We start from the raw sequence: 21,748 nt of genomic DNA, 5'->3' as shown, positions 1-21,748 counted from the left end.
TGGCTTCTTATGACAAACACGAATCAAGCTAGTCAAATTAATCAAGCAAGTCAGAGAAGCAGCCTCCTGGTATTGGGGGGAGCTCGTTCTGGCAAGTCGAGTTTTGCAGAGCAACAAGCATTATGTGCGTTGGAAGCATGTTCAAATGGACGCCTACATTATATTGCGACAGCCACTTATTTAGACGATGAAATGCGAGAACGAATCGCGCACCATCAACAACGTCGTGATGAACTGTGGGCTGAGCATGAAGTACCCGTTGAGCTAGCCGAAAAACTGCAGTCTTTTGACCAAGATGATGTGGTGTTGATTGATTGCCTAACATTGTGGTTGAACAACGTCATATTTGAATTGGGTGATGACGCAACTAATGAACAGGTTGAAGCTGTGGTTGAAGTATTGGTCAAAAGCGTAGAGCAAAGCCCGGCGCAAATTATCATGGTTTCAAACGAAGTGGGGCTTGGTGTCGTGCCGTTGGGCAAAGTGTCGCGTTTATTTGTGGACAACGCAGGGCGCATGAATCAATCACTGGCTCGTGTTGTTGAGCGAGTTACATTGATTGCAGCAGGGTTGCCGTTGAACTTAAAACCGTCAATCCACTCTATACATTCCGAAGGTTAGGTCGAGTTCATGGAAAACGGAGCCATCAAAAATATCTATTTGCTCAGACACGGCAAGGTCGAAGGCAAAGCCGCGCTCAATGGTTTCTCTGACGTGTTGGTTCAGACTGAAATACAACAACGTATTTGTGAGTCGCTGATTGAGCAAAACCTCTTTCTGGATTGCGTTGTCACTTCGCCATTGAGACGATGCAGCGACTTAGCCAACTTATATGCGAAACGTATGGCTTTGCCTCTGTCGATTGAGCCTGAATTTCAGGAAATGAACTTTGGTGAAGTCGATGGTGTTGCGTTCGATGAGCTTGATGATAAATGGGCAAAGTTAGAAACTTTCTGGCAAGATCCCGCAAACCATCAGCTGTCTGGCGCTGAAAGTTTACAGAACTTCCATGACAGGGTTACCCAAGGTTGGTCGCAACTTCTGACCAATGAAAGTGACAATCTATTACTCGTTACCCATGGTGGTGTGATCCGAATGATCTTGGCACATTGTCTCGATATTGATTGGAAAAACCCGAGTTTGTATTCGAAGCTATCGATTGAGAATGCCTCGATAACCCATATTCAAATCACTCAGTTTGCACAGAGCTTTGTCAGCGTAAAGTCGATAGGGCTACCAGTTCTCTAAGTGTTCAGAAACATAGTTTAATAATTAACAATTTATTAAAAATATTAGAAGTATAAAGCGATGCTTACAATCGCTATTTACGTGAAAGGAATTTTGTCATGACAACACCTAGTTGGGATCTAAGCATCGCTTATCGCGATCTGGATGATGCGAAGATAGAACAAGATATTGAACTCATTCAGCAGTGTATTGAACTTTTGTATGTGCATGTTGAAAAGCGCCACATCATTCTAGCGATGCAAAACGCGATTCAAACTTCAGAAGCGGCAGGTACGTTACTTAGCACCATCAACACGTTTGCTAACTGTCACGCATCGGTAGACGCAACACATACTGAAGCGAAAGCATTGCTTGGTCGTGTCGCGAAACTGAACTCTGAGATGTCTCAAGCGTTCAGCCCTTATGAAGATACGTTAATTCATGCTGAGCCGGAATTTATCAATGCCGTTTTAGAGCATGATAGTGCTGATGTAGCAGGGCAAGGGTTTGCGATTGAAAGCTCTCGTAAACTTGCAAGTAGTAGACTGAGTGTAGCTGAAGAGCAGTTGCTAGCCGCAATGAAAGTCGATGGCCGCGATGCATGGGGGCGTTTATACGATAACCTGACGGGTTCTTTAAAACTGTCACTAAAGCTGGACGGTGAAGACGAAGCTCTAGGTTTTTCACAAGCCGCGAGTTTGTTGTATGGCAGCGAATTCGACAAACAAGAACCGGCATGGCGCGCGGTTCAAGGTGCAATGAAAACGCATCAAGAGTCGTTTGCTTCGATTCTAAATGCATTGGCAGGTTGGCGACTGACTGAAAACAAAAAGCGATCGAAAATAAGCGACGTGCATTTCCTTGATCCAAGCCTACACGGTAGCCGCATTGTGCCAGAAACGCTAAATACTATGATGTCGGTTGCAAAAGCCAATCGCGCAGTAGGCCAGAAAGCGGGTCTATTGATGGCAAGAGTTCACGGCTTGGATGAAATGAAGCCTTGGAACCATTTAGCGGCTATGCCACCACTCGGTGACAGCGAATCTAAAGTTTATCCATTTGATGAAGCGATCGAAGTGATTAAAACCGCCTTCGCTGAAGTCAATCCAGAGATGTCTGATTTTGTCACATTAATGGTTGAGAACGGTTGGATTGATGCCGCGCCTGCTGCGAACAAACGCCTAGGTGCGTACTGTACTAAGTTTGCAGCCACTCGCACGCCATTAGTTTTCATGACTTGGAATAGTAGTCGCTCAGATCTAATGACATTAGCTCATGAATTGGGCCACGCTTTCCACAACTGGGTGATGAAAGACATGCCACTGTGTCAAACTCGCTACCCAATGACGCTAGCAGAAACCGCTTCGATCTTTGCTGAGAATATTGTTCGTGACCACTTGTTGAAGCAAGCACAAACACGAAATGAAAAATTGGAAATGCTGTGGGAAGAGCTTTCTTCTTCTTTGGCATTAATGGTGAACATTCCCGTTCGTTTCGAATTTGAAAAAGCGTTTTACGAGCAGCGTGAAAAAGGCGAACTGACAGCTAAACAGCTGTGTGACTTAATGGAAACGACTTGGAAAGATTGGTACGGCGATGCAATGACAGAAGCCGACCCTTACTTCTGGGCGAGTAAGCTGCACTTCAGCATCTCTCAAGTGAGCTTCTACAACTACCCATACCTGTTCGGTTACTTATTCAGTAAAGGCGTTTACGCACAACGTGATTCTAAGGGCGAACAATTCTACGGTGATTATGTCTCATTGCTTCGTGATACTGGCAGCATGATGGCAGAAGAAGTGGTACAAAAACACCTTGGAATGGATCTGACTGAAGCCGATTTTTGGCAACAAAGCATCGATATGGTCAAAGTTCAAATTGATGAATTTGAAAGATTACTGAATCAGAAAGATTAATTGATCTCAATCTGTTCATCGTGGGTAAGAGCTGTGTTAGCTTACGTGGCTCTTATCTTGCTGAAATGACTAAATTTAAAATGGTCATCTAGAACAGAATTAAAAAATCATTATTTGGAACAGACGTCGGTTTGTTGATAAGCAAGAAATCTAAAATATATGGGCAGTATTTGTGAGTGATAACGGAGTTTCTGTTGATAAGTGCGATCCTAGCAACACAATTTCTATGAACAATTTATTAACATACGGCCGTGCAATTAAGGAGTAGCGCATGACGAAGACCCTCTTTCGCCAATCATTTCTTTTTGACAGCCTAGATCTTGAGCAAGAAGTGTTTGCAGAACAGACCGTGCTAAGCAACGGTGTTCAAATTAAGCTTCATCAACGTGGTGTGTTGGAAGTGATTCCCGCGGAATATAATTCTGAAACTAAGAACATCATCTTTTCAACAGGTGTTCATGGCGACGAAACTTCTCCAATGGAGCTTATCGATAAGCTCATTGAGGATATAGAAACAGGCTTTCAGGAAGTGAACGCGAGATGCTTGTTTATCATCGCTCACCCTGAAGCAACCAACGCGCATACTCGTTTTCTTGACGTGAACATGAATCGTCTGTTTGATGAAAAGCAGCACGAGAGCAATCGAGAAGTGGATATTGCGAAGAACTTAAAGTTCTTAGTGACTGAGTTTTATAAACAAACGGAACCTGCCACTCGCTGGCATCTAGATCTGCATTGTGCGATCCGCTTGTCTAAGCATTATTCGTTCGCGGTGAGCCCTAAGGTTCGACACGAAGTTCGCAATAAAGAGCTGTTTGATTTCATTAATAGTGCGCACGTTGAAGCGGTGTTGTTGTCGAACGCACCAACCAGTACATTTAGCTGGTACAGTGCCGAAAACTTCGCTGCTCAAGCGTTAACAATGGAGCTAGGGCAGGTCGCGCGAATTGGTGAGAACCAGCTTGATAAGCTCACTGCTTTTGACTTGGCGATGCGTAACCTGATTGCTGAAATAGAACCCGAGCATTTACCAAAGAAAACCATTACCTATCGTGTAAGCCGAACGATTGTTCGTTTGCACGATGACTTTGATTTCATGTTCTCTGATGACGTTGAGAATTTTACCGCGTTTAAGCACGGTGAAGTGTTCGGTCATGATGGTGATAAACCATTGATGGCGAAGAATGAAAACGAAGCCGTGGTATTCCCAAATCGCAACGTGGCTATTGGTCAACGAGCGGCCTTAATGGTGTGCGAAGTTGAAACACGATTCGACCACGGTCAGCTTGTGTACGATTAATATCCAGTCGGATTTAATCGACTAAAACAACTACTCAACTGGTTGAAATATCAAGGTTCACATTACGGTGTGAGCCTTGAGTTTATTTGGGTATACAGGTAAGGTTACGCGAACATTTTCAAAGTAGCTTGATATGGATTTCCAACAACTTCTTCACCAAAAACAGCACAAATGGACGCGAGCCATTTATTTGATGGCAGCATTGCTTGTCGCGCTGAGTGCAATTTACCTAATGGTTGGCGATCTCTTCATTTCCCCTCTGGGCACCTTGTCCACGTTAGAACAAAAACTACTGATTGATTTACGCTTACCTCGACTATTGGCTGCTATTGCTATCGGGGCTGGATTAGCCGTTTCAGGCGCAAGTTTGCAAGTCTTACTCGGTAACGTATTAGCCGAACCCGGCGTGCTTGGTATTTCCGGTGGCGCGAGCTTGGCCATGGTGATAGTGCTGTTCTTCTTACCGTTTGCTCCAACTCCAGAACTGTTCATGATTGCTGCCGTTTTAGGCTCGCTCTGTTTCACCGTGATTCTGGTGAGCATGGTCAAAACGATGCGACTGACCACGGCCAAATTATTGCTGGTGGGTGTGGCGTTAGGCATTCTTTCAGGCGCGATGGTGACATGGGCATTCTATTTTAGTGATGACCTAAGCCTTCGCTTGCTGATGTATTGGTTAATGGGCAGTTTGGGTGGTGTGACTTGGTATCAACACTCGCTTACCTTAGTGATGATTCCCGTGATTATTTGGTTGTGTCTGCAAGGTAGCAAGCTCGATAAGCTGATGATTGGCGAGACTCATGCTGCGCAATTGGGTGTTAACGTTCCGAGATTACGCTGGCGCTTGATCTTCGCTGTCTCTATTTTAGTCGGCTGCGCAGTAGCTTTAGGTGGCGTGATCAGTTTTGTTGGTTTGGTTGTGCCACACTTGTTGCGCTTAGCGATTGGTACTGATAATAAATACCTGCTTCCTTTGTCCGCGGTTGCTGGTGCGGCACTGCTGGTGTTTGCTGATATTTGTGCGCGTACATTACTCGATTCTGCAGAATTACCTTTGGGTGTGATGACCACAAGTATCGGTGCGCCTATCTTCATTTGGATGTTAATTAAAAATCATGATTCAAATTAAGAGCCTGAGCGTCGGCGCTCGTTTATTACCACTCTCATTTGAGCTCAAACAAGGGCAGGTGACTCACGTTATCGGCCCCAATGGCAGTGGCAAAAGTACCTTACTTGAGGCCATCTCGGGTATTGGTGATGGTTATAAAGGCGATATCAAGCTCGATGAGCAAGACTTATCAGAATTGTCGCTGCAAGACTTGTCACTCAATCGTGCTTACTTGTGTCAAAGCGCGAGACCGGCTTTCAACTTAGAAGTGTTCCAATACCTTGCGTTGTCTCTGCCAAGCTCTTCACAAGGATTTGATACTGAAATTAACGCTGCTTTGGAAGAAATCAGCCAGATGCTCGACATTGCAGACAAGCTTCATCGCTCTATTCAGACACTGTCTGGTGGTGAATGGCAACGCGTTCGCTTGGCGGGCATGTGTCTGCAAATCTGGCCGACGCTTAATCCTTACGCAAAGCTGCTGATCCTCGATGAACCCGCAGCTCCGTTGGATATTGCTCAAGAAGGCTTGTTATACAAGCTGATCGACCGAGTGGCAGACAAGGGCATAGCGGTGATCATGGCAAACCACGACCTGAACCGGGCCCTAAGACACGCAGACCAAGTGTTGCTGCTCGACAAAGGCGTACTTCAAGCGTCTGGCGCAGCTGATCAAGTGCTTACCCCTGAGCAGCTAGAGTCGGTGTTCAATACGCAAGTCAAAAGCATCTCTGTAGATTATCAAACCTATCTGCTATTTGGTTAGAGAGGGCGTTTGCTAAAGGTCATTGGGTTAAAGACGAGTGAGTAAAGGATCAAATATGTTTAGATACATCCAAAGACGACGAATCAAAAAGGTCATTAAGCTACTGTCTGTAAGGTTGGTAAAGAGCTATGGAAGCCGTGACTTCTTCTCTATTGGACAAGTTGAAACGAGTTCTCGCGAGTTGAGTAAGCGTCAACAACAAATCGCATTGGCTTTGTTTGCTGATTCACAAGATTTAGATGTTGAATTAGTTCCCACTATCCAGCTGTTACGTAATGATGTGTCTAATGACTTCTTCGGTGGCGAGAATTACACCGCGCGTGATGTGCTCAATCTCTTGGGTGGAGGCGGCTGGAAGGGCGGTCGTATGGACGATGACATGTCACATCGCTTTGGTATGAACAGCCGCTACTAACTCTCTTCTTATTACTGAACTAGTGTACAACTCGTGCAGTGTACTTAGTGTCTATCTCCAAAGCTCCTTAATCATTAAGTCGCTTTTTTATGCATCTCGGATGGTTTTTCCTCTATCAACACGGAATACTGAAATTTCATAATTCGAAGCAACATCATCTATCTACAACGCTTTTGTTTGAGTTGTGTGACTCTGATTCCTATCAGTATAAAACCCGCTGTCATTGATATAATTGACGTATATATTTTTCGTTGTTCTTTAAGTCAGAAACTATAAACCCTCGAATTACAGTGCTGGTTGGTTAGTAACCAATTAGTTTTGTGTTTAGGGTAAAATAATAGAGAGTGGGAAAGTGACAACAATAAATAATAATATTCTAAAAATAGCAGTGGGTATGGCTATACTATCGAGTGTGCCGTCAGTGGCAAACGCTCATGGCTGGTCTGAATTTCCAAGCGCACGTCAGAACACGTGTTACGAGCAAGGCGGGGTTTGGTCAGGTACACCACCCAATGCTGCATGTGCTCAAGCAAAAGATATTTCGGGTTCATACCCGTTCGTTCAACGTAACGAGTACGCGAAAAATATCCAAGATTTCAACAACATCAATGCTGTAAAAGCGGCGATTCCTGACGGCACTTTATGTTACGCCAATGATTCGCAAAAACGCGGCATGGGTGCACCTCATACAGGCTGGACTCGCACTGAGCTTAATACTGGTACATTTGAATATGTATTCAATGCGACTGCGCCACACAATCCGTCATTTTGGGAGTTCTACCTAACGAAACCAAACGCAGATCTAAGCAAAGGCCTAGCGTGGGGTGACTTAGATCTTATCCAAGAAGTGGGGAATGTTCCTGTAAGCGGTGGCAAATATCGTATCAACGTAACGATTCCTTCGGACCGCTCTGGCGACGCAATCTTGTATGTGCGCTGGCAACGTGATGATTCGGCGGGCGAAGGTTTCTACAACTGTTCAGACATCACTATCGCGGGTGGCACAACCCCTCCGCCAGAGCCGGGTCCTGAACCTGATCTGGTACGTGGCGACCTATTCATTTCAGAAATTTTTGGTACCCCACAAGTTGGCGACACCGTTAAGTACGACATCATCAACAAGTATGGTGAAGTAGCGCGTAGCTTCGACATCGCTATCGACGCTTCAAACGTTAACGATTGGGCTCGCTTGTTGGCTTCAGAAATTAACGGCTGGCATGAAGAGTTTAAAGATGGTGCGATTTTCATTGGTGATTGGCATGCTGAAATGCAGCACTACATGTACTTTCAAAACGATCCTTCACGTAACTTCTTCAACTCAAAAGATAGCCGTGCGTCAGGGAAACTAACATTGATTGATGGTGGTGACGGTGGTGTTGAGCCATTGAAAGGCGACATCTACGAGCTAGTGAAGAGTGATAATGTAGTGAATGCTGGCGACAAAGTTGTGATTGCAACAAGCGAAGCGGCAAATCTAATTCAGACACAAGGCTCTTCAGTAAGCATTCAAAATAACGGCACGGCTTCTATCGTAGTTGATACCACTGGCATCACTGCAAACGAAACTCTATCGTTTATGGCTAGCTCGATTGAAAGCGAGAGTGTTGAAACCTTCACTTTTGAAGTAATTGCTGATGACGGTGGCGTAACACCAGACCCAGATCCAACGCCGGATCCAGATCCGACTCCTGACCCAGGCACATGGGATTCATCAGCGACTTACCTAGGCGGTGAAGTAGTGACTTACTCGAACCAGTCATGGAAAGCGCAGTGGTGGGTTCAGGGTGGTACAAACCCTCAAGCAACATACGAAAGCGACAAATGGGGCGTTTGGCGTCCAGCTAACTAGTCTTAGCTATCGTTAGTTAATTAGCTTTAAAGTAATAATCAAGACACCACACTTTTTTACGAGTGTGGTGTCTTTTTTTATTGGAAAGGCTTAATAAACGAAATAGGTTTGATTTCTGTTGGTTTTATCCTTCCATATAGTAAAAGAGCGTCACAAACATCAACTGGTCGATAAGTAATAATTGTAAATCTGTTCAATGGGTGGCGAGGGTTTTATGGAACTAACCAGTAAGCAAGTTGGAGTCTTTAAAGGAATGGCGTTGGCTATGTTAACCGCCATTGTTGCAATCTGGGCAGCCATCGTTTTAGACCCCTTTAATTACGCCCAAGCCAGTATGCTAGAAGATAGGGTGACAGTTTTAGGGCTTTCTCTGATACTGCCGACCTTGATGTTAATCGTCTCTATTGGGTGCTTAGCCAAGTATCGGTTCTTCAGCCCAGAAGATATCGATGGCAGTGGGTTAACGTCTGGAACAAAGCGAGCCATCATTTTGCAAAGCATGCTTCAAAATACCTTAGAGCAAGTAGTTATTGCAGTCGGTGTGTATACGGCGTGGTGTTTGTTGATGCCCTCCGCTTGGTTATCGGCGGGACTCGTGTGTTCAGTGTTGTTTTTTATGGGGCGAATCTTCTTTTTCAAAGGCTACAGTCATGGAGCACCGGCAAGGGCTTTTGGTTTTGCATTAACCTTCTATTCAACGGTCGTGCTGTGCTTAGTATTGGTGGTCACTCAAGTCGCATCCCTTTAAAATCAGTGGCTTGCTTTATTATCCTTCCTAAATTGCGTAAGGTTTAGTTCTTTATTCGTAGAACAAAATGGTAAAATTCGAATCGATTGAACTTCATTCTTTTCAGAACACCAGTATCTCAACTCTATATCAGATTTAATCAAAACAATCTTTCCTAACCTATTGTTAAATATTTACTATTTGATAATGTGTCTAGGTGCACATTAAGGATGTGTTTCATATTTAGCGAGACAATAGTAGGAGTTGCGATGAGTATTATCGTGAGACGGTCTGAGCCGTCAGATGCAAAGGGAATCAAAGAAGTTTACGAATGCACTAATGCTTATACCGGTACGTTGCAACTCCCAAACCCATCTCTGGAAAGCTGGCAGAAGCGAATCTCCAATATGCCTGATAATGTCTACTCTTACGTCGCATTACTGGAAGGCGAGATTGTTGGAAATTTGGGCATGGAAGTATGTGTAAATCCGAGAAGGCGACATGTCGCTTCATTTGGCATGGGTGTTAAAGACTATGTGTTAGGCAGAGGCGTTGGTAGTCAACTGCTCGCAACAGCAATCGATCTGTGTGATAACTGGATTAACATCAAGCGAATGGAATTAACGGTCTATACCGACAATGAGAGAGCGATTAATCTCTACAAGAAATTCGGCTTTGTTATTGAAGGGGAATCGGCAGGGTTTGCCTTTAGAAACGGCGAATATGTAGCGGTTTATCATATGGCGCGACTGGTATAACATTCGGCTACAACTCAAACAGCTAAAATTAACTGACAGATAATAAAACGCCACGTTATTTAAACGTGGCGTTTGTTGTTTAGCTAACCAAAAAGTGAATAATTTATAAATCTAAAAGATTCGCTTAAGCCGTTAGTGGTTCAAGATTTGCCGGTCGGTAGTGTACTGATTTAAGTACTTTACCTTGGCGAATCGTCTTACCTTCAGATATAAAATCTTCTGCACATTTAGCGATGATGTATTCGCCTTTTTGAACCGCCATCAGTTTGATGTTTTGTTCAGCATAGAAAGCTTCTGTTTCTGCGTATTCTGTTTCGTTACGACATACTTTGCTCATGTTGCTTGAATGTACTTCGTCCCAGCAAGGTAAAAAGTCGATCGAACGGTTATTACAAACATTCAATAGCAAGTCGATCAAATAGCTGATCGCTAGGTTATCTTCAACCTTAGCTTGACCAAGGTGAACTAAACGCCCCATCAAAACATAAACGCTGTCTACGATAGCGTCAGCTTGCTCAATTTTAGAGTCAGCTTCAGCTAGTTCTGTTAGTTCTTCTATCGCTAGAGATGTATGTAGCGTATCGCCTTTTTCGTCCATTGTTTCAGGATCAGCAACCGGCAGATCAAAAGTGCTGCGGAACTCTTCAATATCGCGGTAAAGGTGATCGTAGATTTCTTGGTTTAGTTGAGAAAGGTTCATTTTCCTATCCATTTTGTTTCGTTAATGAATTATTTTACCAAAGCTAGGAATAGGGTGCTAACGCAAAGTAGAAGAAGTCGACCTATATTCGTTTGACCAATGAGGTATTTTGCATAAAAACCAATTGATTATTATGTTTTTTTACCTTTTACTCTCCTTTATATACCAAATGTTAATGTTGTCATTAAATTCGACAGCAATGAGATCCAGTTATGTATAAAGCTAGTGAAAGCGAAATTGTTATACGACGCTTATATCAAATTACTAATGAGTACCGAAAAGGTTTTGATACCCAGATCGCTCAGCTGCTTATGATGGGACTCGAACGCTTTGATCTAGATATTGGTATTCTGTCAAAAGTAGAAGGCAATCACTACCGAGTTGAACACTGCATTGCCCCTGACGGCGTGGAACTGCAAAGTGGTGATACTTTTGATTATCGGTCGACCTACTGCGAAATTACGTGTAAATCTATCGGCCCTATCGGTATAGAACATTGTGGTAAACATGATAAGTATGCGACTCATCCTGCTTATCAGTCTTTTGGATTAGAATCCTATATAGGCATTCCTATTTTCGTTAACGAAGAGCTTTACGGCACCCTAAACTTTTCAAGTCCTAGACCTTACTACAGAGAATTCAAAGAGTTCGATATAGACGTAATGAGATTAATGGCTTCATGGATAGAAGTGGAGCTAGTGAGAAGGAAACAGGAACGCAAACTGCAAGAGTTGAACGAAAAGCTAGAATACCAAGCTTTTTATGATCCCCTGACTCGTTTACCCAATAGACGTTGCTTATTCCGGACTCTTAATATTGAAGTAGAAAAACTGAAAGGCTCTACTGGAAGTGGAACGCTTGCGGTAGTGGACATCGATTTATTTAAGCAAGTCAATGATACTTATGGCCACCAAATGGGTGATAACGTGTTGAAAAAAGTCGCTGATATACTGCGCAATAACGTTAAAGCTGGGGAGTTCGCCGCTCGCTTTGGAGGCGAAGAGTTTGTTATTTGGTATCCTCATGCTACCCCTGCTCATGTGGAAGATAAGATCAGGATTTTGCTTGAGAAGGTGAAGGCGATTACGCTCGATAGAAAGCCGGTCACCATCTCCGTAGGTGCGTGTCATTTTGAAATGAGTGCGGGCGAGAGCAAATCTGAAAGAATGTCGGCATTGGATTCTTTGATCAAAGTGGCTGACGATTGTTTGTACATGGCAAAAGAAAATGGACGAGATCAGTTTGTTGCTCGTCCATTTTATCAAGAGCGCTTAGGTTCGTAAGTTAAAGTTTGGCGATTTATTACGGTATACTGCCTTTAAGCCTTAGAGATTAATTGAACAGATATGGGAACAGCTTACGACGTTCTTCCTGCGTTAAAGATTCAACTCTCGCGATGTTGGTATCAGGGATCGCTTCAGGGTTAGGGTAGTGCTTCAGCACTTTTTCCATGCTTGCTTCGCGAATTAAGTGGTAAACCGGATAAGGAGAACGATTCGTTAGGTTCTCATCGTCTTCTGGGTCTGCGCCACCAAAACAGTAGTCTGGATGGAAGGTGGCCACTTGATAAGTACCTTCCCAATCTTCTTGTTTGATCAGGGCTTCAATCCAATCAATGAACATGTTGTAGTCGAAAAAATCTTGTAGCATGTTAGGAACAACCACCAAAGTCGTCTCTAACTCGGCAACCGGTGTGTTATCTAACTCAACAAAATGCGTCATGATGTCTTCTAGTAACACTTCTTCGGTTTCTGCTTCGCTCACAAAGATCTTTATTTGCTTATTCCGTTGTGGCTTAGCTGCGAATGGACACAGGTTTAGGCCAATAACGACATCGTCTAACCACTGTTTTACTTGGTCGTGGATGGTTTGAAGATCAGTGCTTTGAGTGTTCGACATAACAGGTTCCGAAATGAAATTTTGCGTAGGATATCAGAACGGACGTTAATCAAAAGCAATAATTGAGTTACAAACTCAGTCATACCTATGCTTGTGCGAGTTTGGAAGCCGATACTTGTAACTGTTTCAACTGATAGACCCATGCAAAAATCGCAACATAGAAGATAGAGCCGCCCGCAATTACGCCATTCCAACCGAATAGTTGCCAACAATACAAGAGTAAGAAACCACCCAGGCTCCCGCCTATGTAATAGTGGACTAAGTAAAGTGCGGTTGCTGTGGCCTTAGCGCTCGGCGCTTTTTGACTTACCCAAGAGTAGGCAAGGGTATGGGCGAAGAACGCGCCGCCGCTAATCAATAACAAACCAGCTAACATGAATGGGACTTTATCGACCGCAGAAATGAGCATTCCGATTAAGCTAATGCACACGCCCATCAAGATACCGTTTAGCGGATCAAAGCGAAACGTCCATCTGTTGGAGAGCTTAGAACTGACCGTTCCGGCCAAGTAACATAGGAATATCAGCGATGCTAAACCCACAGGTACTGAGTGAGGATCAGAGACCAACCTAAAGCCCATAACCGAATACAGGTTAACGAACAGGGCGAAGTTAGCGCCACCAATCAACATCGCGAGCCTTAAAGTACGGTTTTTTAAATGCATAACTACCGAGCGGTTATGGTGAAAGAACAGCCCTTTCTGCGGTTTGAAGTTTTGTTGGTCAGGCAGGCTATACGCAATATAGAGTGCACCAAGCAAAGAGCCGACAACGAAAAACAAAACCGTTGAGTGCCAGTCAAAATAATCCGTAATCAAGCCTCCCAATACACGTCCGAAAATCCCCCCCAGTGAGTTCGCTGCAATATAACCACCAATTGCCACCGCAAATGCCTTAGGAGATAGCTCTTCAACCATATAAGCAACAGCTACTCCAGCAAACGCAGCGACAGCAATGCCCATAAACGCCCTTGCAATTACAAGTTGCAACAGAGTTGTTGTGAATACCATGGTTAGCCCAATTAGAGGAATCGCAAATAGACTGAACAAGATGATAGGTTTTCGGCCAAAGGTTTCAGAAGCGATTGCCCAAGGCACCAAGCTGATGGAAAGTCCAAGTGTTGTCGCGGCAAACAGCCAGTTGATCTGAGTTTCCGATACTTGGAAGTGCTCCGCCATGTGCGGCAAGATTGGCTGGAAGAGGTAAAGGTTACAGAAAATGATAAACGAGCCAATTGCCAATGATTGGGTGATGCGTTTGTATTGAGGACTGCCTTTATCAAACATTTACGTTGAGCCTGCGCGAGTTAGTAAGCTATTTGTGAACAAGTTATCAGCACAAGCGTGATTAAAGAAATATATTAAAAATATCACCTCTATATATTTAATATATCGCCATGCTTGAATCAAAACCACTTCGTCATTTCTTAGCTGTTGCGCAGTTTGGTAACTTCACTCAAGCCGCCAAAGCGCTGCATATCGCACAGCCTGCATTGAGTATCTCCATTAAAAAACTAGAACAGACACTCGAGTTAATTCTGTTTCGTCGCGGAGATAAATCCGTCACCTTAACGGAAGAGGGAAAGGTGTTGTTTGAACATGCGAAGCGGATATCCCAGCAGTTCGGTGATGCTCAACTTGCGATGAATGAGCTAAAGGGACTAGAAAAAGGCGAGGTTCGATTAGGCGCTCCGAGTATGATGGGGAGCTACTTTTTCCCGCAAGTCGTGATGGCATTTAAGAGCCAATACCCAAATCTAAAGTTGACGTTGATTGATGCTGGCACCGCATCGATTCGTGAAATGCTGTTAAACGGCGAACTCGATATTGGTGTAATTAATCATGAGAACGTCCCTGATGATTTGGAAACGGATCATCTGTTAAGTTCTGAGATGGTCGCCGTTGTCGGTAAGGAGCATCCGCTAGCACAACAGCTTTCGATGACCTTTGAAGAGTTCTTTGCTCAAGAGCTAATCATGTTCAAATCAGGCTATTTCCATCGTGACTTTATTGATGCGACCTGCAAGAAATACAACCTCGATATGACTATCGCGTTCGAGACCAACTTGCTTCCTATGATTCTTTCTATCGTTAAACAAGAGTTTGCGATCACCGCACTTTTGAGCTTAGTGACGGAATACGAGAAAGATGTGGTAGGTGTGCCATTTAAAGACCCTGTAAAACTGAATCTGTCTTTGGCCTGGAGAAAGGAAGGGTATTTGTCGAAAGCCGACAGAACCTTTATTGATTTCGTTAAGCGGTATGTGTGATTTAGTAAGATTTAAATAAACAAAGCCCGAACATCCTCGATTGGATATTCGGGCTTTGTTGTATAGATGTATGACTGGCTCAAAACACGTTAGGTGTTCTTTGAGTTATACATCTTATCGAAGTTTTTCTGATTCCAGCCGACCATCACTTGGTTACCGATTTTCAGCACAGGGATAGAGCGAGCACCCATTGCCTGTAACTCTTTACGACCACGCTGCATTTTTGCATTCGTTAGACGATATTCAATTTTCTTGGAGTCCAAATAGCGTTGCGCATCTTTACAGTGCGGGCATTTGTCTGCGACGTACAATACAACACGTTTCATTTTTACAATCTCTTTTTGAGTCTAGCTCTTGGTGAATCTCACTAAAGTGTAACGAATCCTAGGTGATTAGAAAAGTGTGATCAGTTACACTATGCGGCTCAATTTTCAAGACCACAACGTATTGTCGTGGTGTAACTTGTACGGTCTTTCAGCATGCATCCTTCTTTACGCTATATTCAAGGCTATCCTAAGCACATTATTGATCCTGTGACTCAACTTGTTGAGTCGGGTAAATTGGTGACGTGGTTTGAAGCTCGCTACCCAAAGAATCATGGAATAAAAAGCGAGAAAGCCCTGTTTGACTATGCGATTGAGATAAAAAATCGCTATATGAAAAAAACACCGCCGATTAGCAAAGTGGTTTACGACGGTAAGATCCACCTAATCAATAATGCACTAGGTCTTCACACTTACGTTGCTAAGAATCACGGTGGAAAGATCAAATCGAAGAACGAGATTCGTATCGCCAGTGTTTTTAAAAATGCACCAGAACCTTTGCTGAGAATGCTTGTGGTACACGAACTGGCGCATATCAAAGAGAAAGAGCACGACAAAGCCTTTTACCAACTATGCTGTCACATGGAACCGGAATATCATCAACTTGAGTTGGATGCCCGTTTATTCATGATGTATTTAGATTTAAAGAAGTAGCCCAATGAGCCAATCACAAAATAGAACTACGCTAAGCCTGTCGAAAAACAGCACTTCATCAGTAAAAACAAAAGACAATCAAAATAAAGAAGATAGCGACAAGCGTATTTCTACAAAGAACACATCTGATAAAAGTCGCAAGAACAGCGTATCTAAAGGCGCTGGTAATAACAAAGCAAAGCGACCTTTTGCTAAAGATAACAAAGGGAAGCAGGGTGCGAATAAAGGTTCATTGAATAAGGGTTCTTTCAATAAAACGGCTTTTAACAAAAACGCAGCGCAGAAAAGACGTTCCGTTGAAAAACCTCAAGGCGGATTGCACCCAAGAAATCAACATACAGGCCGATACGATTTTGACCTGTTGGTCGCAGCACTGCCTGAATTGAAAGAACACCTGATTAAGAATCCAGTAGGGGAAGATACGGTTAACTTTTCTGATCCTCTGGCGGTCAAGCTTTTGAACAAAGCCTTACTTGCCCATCACTACGGTGTGAAGCATTGGGATATTCCTGCGGGTTACTTGTGCCCGCCAATTCCTGGCCGTGCTGATTACATCCACAGAGTGGCAGATCTCCTGAATAGCGATGGCCAAGGTGAACCTTATAACCATGCTTCTGTTAAAGCGTTGGATATTGGTGTTGGCGCGAACTGTATTTACCCAATCATTGGCGCGACAGAGTATAAGTGGCGCTGTACGGGGACGGATGTAGATCCTGTCTCAGTAAAAACAGCAAACTTCATTGCGGAGAGTAATGCGAACCTAAAAGGTAAGATCCGTACTCGCTTACAAGCTGACTCTGAATCTATCTTTAAAGGTGTAATTAAGGATAATGAGCGTTACGATGTAACTATCTGTAATCCTCCTTTCCATGGTTCACAAGAAGAAGCCGATCAAGGGTCGCAGCGTAAGTTAGATAATTTAGCGGCGAACCGTGCAAAGAAAGCAGGGCAATCATTCAAGCCTGAAGCGAGAAAAGCGCCTACTAAGCAAGATAAGCCAACATTGAACTTCGGTGGACAAAAAACGGAATTATGGTGTCCAGGTGGTGAAGCCGCATTTATCTTGAAAATGGCCAAAGAGAGTCAACTTTTTTCGACTCAGGTATTGTGGTTTACAACGCTAATTTCTAAGAAAGACAATGTAGATATGATCCGTTCAGAACTTGGCAAGCTCAGAGCAAAACAAGTGAAGGTGGTTGAAATGTCACAAGGCCAAAAAGTCAGTCGCTTCGTTGCTTGGACATTTATGGACGACGAACAGCGTCAACAATGGATCGAATTGAAATAACCAATCCAGAATTGAGGTAACCAGTTCAAAACCGACCTCTAAAACTTACAACGGGCTTGCTGATATTTTCAGCAAGCCCGTTTTCGATCTAATTATTCAATCATCTAAAACCTAAGCCGTTTTAAACAGAAAGCAGCTCGTCTAATTCATTTTGATACTTCTGCTGTAATGCGCTGTTACCGGCTTTCATTTCTAGTTCGATTAAGATTTGAAGTGAGGGTACTTGATAACCATAACGCTGGTGGAATTTAAACAGACGCAGCCGAGCATCGTTATAATCCTTAGTACTGACTTCTATCTTAGAGAGCTGAAGAATTGATTTTACGCGGTTTGGATCGTGGTCTATGGCTCGGGTGAAATAGTGCTTTGCTTGCTCTGTATTGCCGGCTTTAAAAGCACAAAACGCGGCATTTTCATAACTTGCAGATACCAAGTAATAGTAGGGTTGATCAATGGCACGATTGAAGAACTTGTCTGCTTGTTCAAATTTACCTTGCTTGCACAAAAACGTACCATAGTTGTTCAACACATTACCGTTTTTGGAGTCTAGTCTCAGAGCTTTTCGGTAAGTCATTCTCGCTGCGTCCACTTCACCAACTTTTTCATAATAATGTGCCATCGAAAGTCGTGCGCGGTAATAGCTTGGAGCATGCTTGACTGCGAGTTCTAGGTTTTCACGCGCTCTCACCATATTGCCTTGTCCCATGTAGCCCAAGCCCAATTCGATTCGAGATTCCGACATAGCGATAGGATCACTTTCAATCTTTGGTGGACCTTCAGTGACAGAGACGCAACCGACTAATGAAAGCGAGGCGAGGAGTACCATACTTGATAATGAAAGGGGGCGGGATAACGAAAAGGGTTTAGGTAATAATGGCTTGGCAGGCATGTGAAGCTCCTTATGAACACCAACCCATCATATGAAATCAAACCCATTGAAGTGGTAAATCTATTATGGAATGCGACCCACACACCATAAAAAAACCGCGCCCAATTCGGTGTTTTATCAACAACCTAATGAACGCGGCTTTATATGTTTGTGAATCGGAAGAAAAAACTTAATCGTCTTTGGTAAAGTTGTCTTCGCTGAAGTGATCCAAATCGTAAGGCGTTTGTTGGTAAACGCAGTAGTTCAACCAGTTTGAGAATAATAAGTGACCATGACTACGCCAACTTGCGACGGGCTTATTGTCTGGATTGTTGTTCGGATAGTAGTTGATTGGAATCACAGGCTCCATCCCTTCGCCTAAGTCGCGGATGTACTCATTGTGAAGCGTATGAGCATCATACTCAGGGTGACCCGTTACGAAGACATTTCGTTTGTCTTTGGTTGCGGCTAAATATACGCCTGCAACATCTGAAGTCGCGAGAACATCGAGATCAGTATGCTCTGCTAAGTATTCCTGAGAGAAATCAGCATAGCGAGAGTGCGGAGCTAAGAATGTATCGTCGAAGCCACGTAATATAGGATGGAATGGATTGTGTATCTCGTGGTTATAAACACCAGACAGCTTCTCTTTACGAGTGCGCTTTGGCAGATCATATAAGAGCTTTAAGCCTGCTTGAGCGGCCCAACATACATACAAAGTAGAAGTGACATGTTTGTTTGCCCATTCCATGATTGTTTTTAGATGGTCCCAATAGATAACATCTTCAAATTGAACCAAACCAAGTGGTGCTCCAGTGATGATCAGTCCATCAAAGTTGCGGTTTTTTACCATCTCAAATTGACGATAAAAGTTATCAAGGTGTTCAGTTGGCGTGTTTTTACTTGGTCGGTCATCAATGCGCAACAGTTCTACATCGACTTGCAATGGGCTGTTTGACAGTAGGCGTAAGAATTGAGTTTCAGTTTCAATCTTCTTCGGCATTAGGTTGAGGATCAAGACTCGAAGTGGACGAATTTCCTGTGTCGATGCTCTTGATAACGGCATAATAAAGATGTTTTCTTCACGAAGAACATCGGATGCTGGCAATTGGTCTGGAATGCGAATAGGCACAGCTTTCTCCCTAAGCTAGATATGTAGACGTCTATACTTCTAAATCTATAGTAGTTTGATACGCTTGTCGACATGCAAAGTGGATAGATGTAAATATTTTGTGTTTTATACCAGTTGAGATACCGAGTTTCTTGGAGAACTGAAGTCTGGTCTTTCAAACGTAAACTTGGCGTTATAGCTCAGTGCGTCGGTTTGAAAACTGGCAGATTGCCAAATGTCAGTTATCAAAGCAACTCGTTGGCATTTAAGATAAACTCACGCTTTTAAACAGACCATAAAGTATCTGATGAAGTTAATACTCATTCGAGGGTTGCCCGGTTCTGGCAAGTCAACAAAAGCAAAAACCTACGATGCACTCCACGTCGAAGCCGATATGTATTACGTGAATGAGAAAGGTGAGTACCGTTTTGACCCTAAGCAGTTACAGCAGGCACATAAGTGGTGTCAGAACACTGTAGAAAATGGCTTGAAACAAGGGCTAGATGTGGTTGTTTCGAATACCTTTGTTAAGCATTGGGAAATGAAGGCCTACCGCCAACTTGCACTCAAATATAAAGCAGAATTGTTTATCGAAGTGTGCCGAGAGCAATATGGCAGTATTCACGATATTGAACCTTCAGTGATTAAACGTATGGCGAAAGACTGGCAAGAATAGCCGTGTTCGGGGTTTAATGTCTGTACTCATAGTGAATGACAAACAACATCAATTATATAGAACAACATCAAGGTAACGATTGAAATGGCAAAGCGCTCTGTCATGGTCGACATGACTTCTTATGGTATCTATTCCACTTGGGATTCCAAATCAAAAGATCTTCCAAAAATCCAAGAGTTCACCACCATTGTCGACGCTGAAATCGATGTCGAATTTGGTTATATTCTGAATATCAAAAAAGCCAAAGGTGAGAAGATCCGTTACTGCATTTATCACCCCAATATCACTACAGACAAAGGTGAAGTGCTCGAACCGTTCGATGGCGAAGAGTATGTCGGTAACAATGATTGGGATTTCTACTTAGGTGACACTATCTGGGCGCCTGTCTCGAACAAGCTGGGCAAATGGCGCATGACGGTTGAGCTAAAAGGCAACATCATCGCCGACAAGACATTCGACCTAGTAGCAAAAGACGAAAGCCAGTTTTGGAAGCGTAGAGGTTTTTAGGCTAGAACTTCTGGCTAAATTCAGATACAAAAAAGCCGAGTCACATGTGAACTCGGCTTTTTGATATTGGCTAAATGGCTTTCACCACCTCGCTAACAAGTAAGATTATTGTGTTACGTAAGCCACTACAAACTCAGTGATTGCGACCATGTCTTTCACTGCAATGTATTCTTCAGTGGTGTGAACTTTCGCCATACCAGTAGAAAGGTTAACCGTTGTTAGGCCTTTCGCGTTGAAGTTGTTTGCATCGCTACCACCACCAGTGCGTTTGGTGTTTGCGGTTACGCCAAGCTTCTCAAACGCTGATTTGATAGAAAGAATATGCGGGTGATCGTCTGCAATAACGAATGCATCGTAAGCTCGAGTAGAGTCGATTTCTACTTCAGCGCCGAACTGCTTCGCACTCTCTTGGAATGTAGAGATCATGTGCTCAACTTGAGCTGTTAGCTTTTCGCCGCTTAGAGAACGAGCTTCAGCCACGACTTTAAGCTCTGGCATTACGATGTTAGTCGCTTGACCGCCTTCAACAATACCAACATTTGCTGTTGTTTCTTCATCGATACGAAGCAGGTTCATCTTAGTGATTGCGTCTGCAGCCACTTGAATTGCGCTGATGCCTTCTTCTGGCGCTAAACCAGCGTGAGCAGGGCGACCTTTGATCTTCGCAACAATTTTTTGCTGTCCAGGCGCTGCGTTTACGATGGTACCAATCGGGCCGCCTGTATCAAGCACGATAGCGTGCTCAGATTTGATGTAAGACATATCGAAGTTCAAAGAGCCGAATAGACCGCCCTCTTCGAATACAGTAAATGCAATCTCAATAGTTTTGTGTTCTTTGCCTTCCGCTTTAATTACGCGAACCGCTTCCATGATAGCTGCGATACCAGACTTATCGTCGCCACCCAGAATAGTGTTGCCTTTTGAACGGATGATGCCGTCTTCTATGATTGGCTCAATGCCGATACCTGGCGTTACTGTATCCATGTGGCAGCTGAATACAGTGCTGCCTGAAAGAGTGCCATCTAAACGTGCATAAATATTGAAACCGTTCGACACTTCTTCTGGAACAGCCAGTTTATGTACGTCAAAGCCTAATTCGCCTAGCTGCTCAGCCAGCGCTTCAGCAATGGCTTTTTCGTTACGTGATTCACTATCGATTTTCACAAGATCGCAGAAATGGTTGACAAGGCGTTGTTCATTAATTTGGGTCATTGTTAATTCTCATTATGCTTCCGCTTGTTCTAAAAAATCCGCGGAGGTAGGAACAGGAAAATCACTATAACGCCAATGAGGTAGATGATTGCCTGAGTTAAATCAAGAAAGTCGCCTGATTATTCTAATTAGTGAGAAATACACGTCGTCATTCTGCTAAATAGCGATATTTTAAT

General features: G+C 43.5%; 23 protein-coding genes. 16 read left to right on the top strand and 7 right to left on the bottom strand.

The genetic code is table 11. From position 1 onward, the window contains the following. Nucleotides 1-9 precede the first annotated feature (9 nt). The 10 genes from cobU (at nt 10) to OCW38_RS08185 (ending at nt 10,066) form a co-directional block, all read left to right on the top strand. Complete coding sequence (gene cobU, locus OCW38_RS08230; protein ID WP_010441201.1) at nt 10-621, top strand: bifunctional adenosylcobinamide kinase/adenosylcobinamide-phosphate guanylyltransferase; 612 nt, start codon at nt 10-12, stop codon at nt 619-621. Between the two features lie 9 nt (nt 622-630). Continuing rightward, nucleotides 631-1,248: a histidine phosphatase family protein gene (locus OCW38_RS08225; protein WP_016786189.1), complete on the top strand. Its 618-nt coding sequence runs from the start codon at nt 631-633 to the stop codon at nt 1,246-1,248. Nucleotides 1,249-1,346: 98 nt separating this feature from the next. Further along, entirely contained in the window at nt 1,347-3,143 is a 1,797-nt protein-coding gene (locus tag OCW38_RS08220; RefSeq protein ID WP_261893678.1) for a M3 family oligoendopeptidase, read from the top strand. Between the two features lie 271 nt (nt 3,144-3,414). Further along, entirely contained in the window at nt 3,415-4,443 is a 1,029-nt protein-coding gene (locus OCW38_RS08215) for a succinylglutamate desuccinylase (protein ID WP_016768034.1), read from the top strand. 133 nt (nt 4,444-4,576) lie between these two features. Continuing rightward, a complete protein-coding gene (gene btuC / locus OCW38_RS08210; protein WP_010441197.1) occupies nt 4,577-5,572 on the top strand; it encodes a vitamin B12 ABC transporter permease BtuC in 996 nt (331 codons plus the stop codon). Further along, nucleotides 5,559-6,317, top strand: a complete 759-nt coding sequence (gene btuD, locus OCW38_RS08205; protein WP_261893675.1) for a vitamin B12 ABC transporter ATP-binding protein BtuD — start codon at nt 5,559-5,561, stop codon at nt 6,315-6,317. The genes btuC and btuD overlap by 14 nt, the downstream gene beginning before the upstream one ends. A gap of 55 nt (nt 6,318-6,372) precedes the next feature. After that, nucleotides 6,373-6,732, top strand: coding sequence for a DUF6559 family protein (locus OCW38_RS08200; RefSeq protein ID WP_010441195.1), 360 nt, complete (start codon nt 6,373-6,375; stop codon nt 6,730-6,732). Between the two features lie 394 nt (nt 6,733-7,126). After that, complete coding sequence (locus tag OCW38_RS08195; protein ID WP_261893673.1) at nt 7,127-8,581, top strand: lytic polysaccharide monooxygenase; 1,455 nt, start codon at nt 7,127-7,129, stop codon at nt 8,579-8,581. A 196-nt stretch (nt 8,582-8,777) separates the two neighbouring features. After that, complete coding sequence (locus OCW38_RS08190; protein ID WP_010441193.1) at nt 8,778-9,329, top strand: MAPEG family protein; 552 nt, start codon at nt 8,778-8,780, stop codon at nt 9,327-9,329. Between the two features lie 248 nt (nt 9,330-9,577). Further along, the gene (locus OCW38_RS08185; protein ID WP_010441191.1) at nt 9,578-10,066 is read left to right on the top strand and encodes a GNAT family N-acetyltransferase; all 489 of its coding nucleotides are present in this window, start codon (nt 9,578-9,580) and stop codon (nt 10,064-10,066) included. Between the two features lie 124 nt (nt 10,067-10,190). On the opposite strand, the gene OCW38_RS08180 is transcribed toward OCW38_RS08185, so the two are convergent. Beyond that, nucleotides 10,191-10,766 (bottom strand): nucleoside triphosphate pyrophosphohydrolase family protein, encoded by a 576-nt coding sequence (locus tag OCW38_RS08180; RefSeq protein ID WP_010441189.1) that lies wholly within the window; start codon nt 10,764-10,766, stop codon nt 10,191-10,193. Between the two features lie 212 nt (nt 10,767-10,978). On the opposite strand from OCW38_RS08180, the gene OCW38_RS08175 reads away from it, so the two are divergent. After that, the gene (locus tag OCW38_RS08175) at nt 10,979-12,049 is read left to right on the top strand and encodes a sensor domain-containing diguanylate cyclase (RefSeq protein WP_010441188.1); all 1,071 of its coding nucleotides are present in this window, start codon (nt 10,979-10,981) and stop codon (nt 12,047-12,049) included. 49 nt (nt 12,050-12,098) lie between these two features. On the opposite strand, the gene OCW38_RS08170 is transcribed toward OCW38_RS08175, so the two are convergent. Together OCW38_RS08170 and OCW38_RS08165 are read right to left on the bottom strand one after the other, a co-directional pair. Further along, a complete protein-coding gene (locus OCW38_RS08170; RefSeq protein ID WP_016784502.1) occupies nt 12,099-12,665 on the bottom strand; it encodes a DUF1415 domain-containing protein in 567 nt (188 codons plus the stop codon). An 85-nt stretch (nt 12,666-12,750) separates the two neighbouring features. Continuing rightward, nucleotides 12,751-13,950 carry an MFS transporter gene (locus OCW38_RS08165; RefSeq protein WP_102418519.1) on the bottom strand — a complete coding sequence of 400 codons (1,200 nt, stop codon included), beginning with the start codon at nt 13,948-13,950 and terminating at the stop codon, nt 12,751-12,753. A 110-nt stretch (nt 13,951-14,060) separates the two neighbouring features. Here OCW38_RS08165 and OCW38_RS08160 point away from each other — a divergent pair, with 110 nt between their 5' ends. Further along, entirely contained in the window at nt 14,061-14,933 is an 873-nt protein-coding gene (locus OCW38_RS08160) for a LysR family transcriptional regulator (protein ID WP_016794020.1), read from the top strand. A gap of 89 nt (nt 14,934-15,022) precedes the next feature. On the opposite strand, the gene OCW38_RS08155 is transcribed toward OCW38_RS08160, so the two are convergent. Next, entirely contained in the window at nt 15,023-15,259 is a 237-nt protein-coding gene (locus OCW38_RS08155; protein ID WP_261893667.1) for a glutaredoxin family protein, read from the bottom strand. Between the two features lie 153 nt (nt 15,260-15,412). Between OCW38_RS08155 and OCW38_RS08150 the strand changes: the two genes are divergently transcribed. Continuing rightward, nucleotides 15,413-15,910 (top strand): YgjP-like metallopeptidase domain-containing protein, encoded by a 498-nt coding sequence (locus OCW38_RS08150; RefSeq protein ID WP_016768041.1) that lies wholly within the window; start codon nt 15,413-15,415, stop codon nt 15,908-15,910. A gap of 4 nt (nt 15,911-15,914) precedes the next feature. Continuing rightward, a complete protein-coding gene (rlmF, locus tag OCW38_RS08145) occupies nt 15,915-17,198 on the top strand; it encodes a 23S rRNA (adenine(1618)-N(6))-methyltransferase RlmF (protein WP_261893665.1) in 1,284 nt (427 codons plus the stop codon). 121 nt (nt 17,199-17,319) lie between these two features. Here the strand turns inward: rlmF and pilW are convergent, their stop codons facing one another. Then, nucleotides 17,320-18,087 carry a type IV pilus biogenesis/stability protein PilW gene (pilW, locus tag OCW38_RS08140; protein ID WP_016788725.1) on the bottom strand — a complete coding sequence of 256 codons (768 nt, stop codon included), beginning with the start codon at nt 18,085-18,087 and terminating at the stop codon, nt 17,320-17,322. 169 nt (nt 18,088-18,256) lie between these two features. Continuing rightward, entirely contained in the window at nt 18,257-19,198 is a 942-nt protein-coding gene (gene metA, locus OCW38_RS08135; RefSeq protein WP_010441172.1) for a homoserine O-acetyltransferase MetA, read from the bottom strand. A 286-nt stretch (nt 19,199-19,484) separates the two neighbouring features. Here metA and OCW38_RS08130 point away from each other — a divergent pair, with 286 nt between their 5' ends. Then, on the top strand, nt 19,485-19,853 hold the full coding sequence (locus tag OCW38_RS08130) for an ATP-binding protein (RefSeq protein WP_046208907.1): 369 nt from the start codon (nt 19,485-19,487) through the stop codon (nt 19,851-19,853). Between the two features lie 84 nt (nt 19,854-19,937). Next, nucleotides 19,938-20,360, top strand: coding sequence for a DUF3859 domain-containing protein (locus OCW38_RS08125; RefSeq protein ID WP_010441170.1), 423 nt, complete (start codon nt 19,938-19,940; stop codon nt 20,358-20,360). A 105-nt stretch (nt 20,361-20,465) separates the two neighbouring features. Here the strand turns inward: OCW38_RS08125 and OCW38_RS08120 are convergent, their stop codons facing one another. After that, nucleotides 20,466-21,572 carry a M20/M25/M40 family metallo-hydrolase gene (locus OCW38_RS08120; protein ID WP_261893661.1) on the bottom strand — a complete coding sequence of 369 codons (1,107 nt, stop codon included), beginning with the start codon at nt 21,570-21,572 and terminating at the stop codon, nt 20,466-20,468. Nucleotides 21,573-21,748 lie beyond the last annotated feature (176 nt).

It is taken from the genome of Vibrio cyclitrophicus (genome assembly GCF_024347435.1).
Classification (GTDB): Bacteria; Pseudomonadota; Gammaproteobacteria; order Enterobacterales; family Vibrionaceae; genus Vibrio; species Vibrio cyclitrophicus.
Note: the sequence above shows the minus strand (reverse complement) of the source record. Positions and strands in the feature narration are given on the sequence as shown.

Excerpts from the sequence above, each read along its gene's own strand:
- cobU (WP_010441201.1), top strand. The coding sequence starts at position 10 with ATGACAAACACGAATCAAGCTAGTCAAATTAATCAAGCAAGTCAGAGA.
- OCW38_RS08195 (WP_261893673.1), top strand. The coding sequence starts at position 7,127 with ATGGCTATACTATCGAGTGTGCCGTCAGTGGCAAACGCTCATGGCTGG.
- OCW38_RS08220 (WP_261893678.1), top strand. The coding sequence starts at position 1,347 with ATGACAACACCTAGTTGGGATCTAAGCATCGCTTATCGCGATCTGGAT.
- OCW38_RS08125 (WP_010441170.1), top strand. The coding sequence starts at position 19,938 with ATGGCAAAGCGCTCTGTCATGGTCGACATGACTTCTTATGGTATCTAT.
- OCW38_RS08120 (WP_261893661.1), bottom strand. The coding sequence starts at position 21,572 with ATGACCCAAATTAATGAACAACGCCTTGTCAACCATTTCTGCGATCTT.
- rlmF (WP_261893665.1), top strand. The coding sequence starts at position 15,915 with ATGAGCCAATCACAAAATAGAACTACGCTAAGCCTGTCGAAAAACAGC.
- OCW38_RS08165 (WP_102418519.1), bottom strand. The coding sequence starts at position 13,950 with ATGTTTGATAAAGGCAGTCCTCAATACAAACGCATCACCCAATCATTG.
- OCW38_RS08200 (WP_010441195.1), top strand. The coding sequence starts at position 6,373 with ATGTTTAGATACATCCAAAGACGACGAATCAAAAAGGTCATTAAGCTA.
- OCW38_RS08185 (WP_010441191.1), top strand. The coding sequence starts at position 9,578 with ATGAGTATTATCGTGAGACGGTCTGAGCCGTCAGATGCAAAGGGAATC.
- pilW (WP_016788725.1), bottom strand. The coding sequence starts at position 18,087 with ATGCCTGCCAAGCCATTATTACCTAAACCCTTTTCGTTATCCCGCCCC.
- OCW38_RS08150 (WP_016768041.1), top strand. The coding sequence starts at position 15,413 with ATGCATCCTTCTTTACGCTATATTCAAGGCTATCCTAAGCACATTATT.
- OCW38_RS08215 (WP_016768034.1), top strand. The coding sequence starts at position 3,415 with ATGACGAAGACCCTCTTTCGCCAATCATTTCTTTTTGACAGCCTAGAT.
- OCW38_RS08170 (WP_016784502.1), bottom strand. The coding sequence starts at position 12,665 with ATGTCGAACACTCAAAGCACTGATCTTCAAACCATCCACGACCAAGTA.
- OCW38_RS08180 (WP_010441189.1), bottom strand. The coding sequence starts at position 10,766 with ATGAACCTTTCTCAACTAAACCAAGAAATCTACGATCACCTTTACCGC.
- OCW38_RS08225 (WP_016786189.1), top strand. The coding sequence starts at position 631 with ATGGAAAACGGAGCCATCAAAAATATCTATTTGCTCAGACACGGCAAG.
- OCW38_RS08155 (WP_261893667.1), bottom strand. The coding sequence starts at position 15,259 with ATGAAACGTGTTGTATTGTACGTCGCAGACAAATGCCCGCACTGTAAA.
- OCW38_RS08175 (WP_010441188.1), top strand. The coding sequence starts at position 10,979 with ATGTATAAAGCTAGTGAAAGCGAAATTGTTATACGACGCTTATATCAA.
- btuD (WP_261893675.1), top strand. The coding sequence starts at position 5,559 with ATGATTCAAATTAAGAGCCTGAGCGTCGGCGCTCGTTTATTACCACTC.
- btuC (WP_010441197.1), top strand. The coding sequence starts at position 4,577 with ATGGATTTCCAACAACTTCTTCACCAAAAACAGCACAAATGGACGCGA.
- OCW38_RS08160 (WP_016794020.1), top strand. The coding sequence starts at position 14,061 with ATGCTTGAATCAAAACCACTTCGTCATTTCTTAGCTGTTGCGCAGTTT.
- OCW38_RS08190 (WP_010441193.1), top strand. The coding sequence starts at position 8,778 with ATGGGTGGCGAGGGTTTTATGGAACTAACCAGTAAGCAAGTTGGAGTC.
- OCW38_RS08130 (WP_046208907.1), top strand. The coding sequence starts at position 19,485 with ATGAAGTTAATACTCATTCGAGGGTTGCCCGGTTCTGGCAAGTCAACA.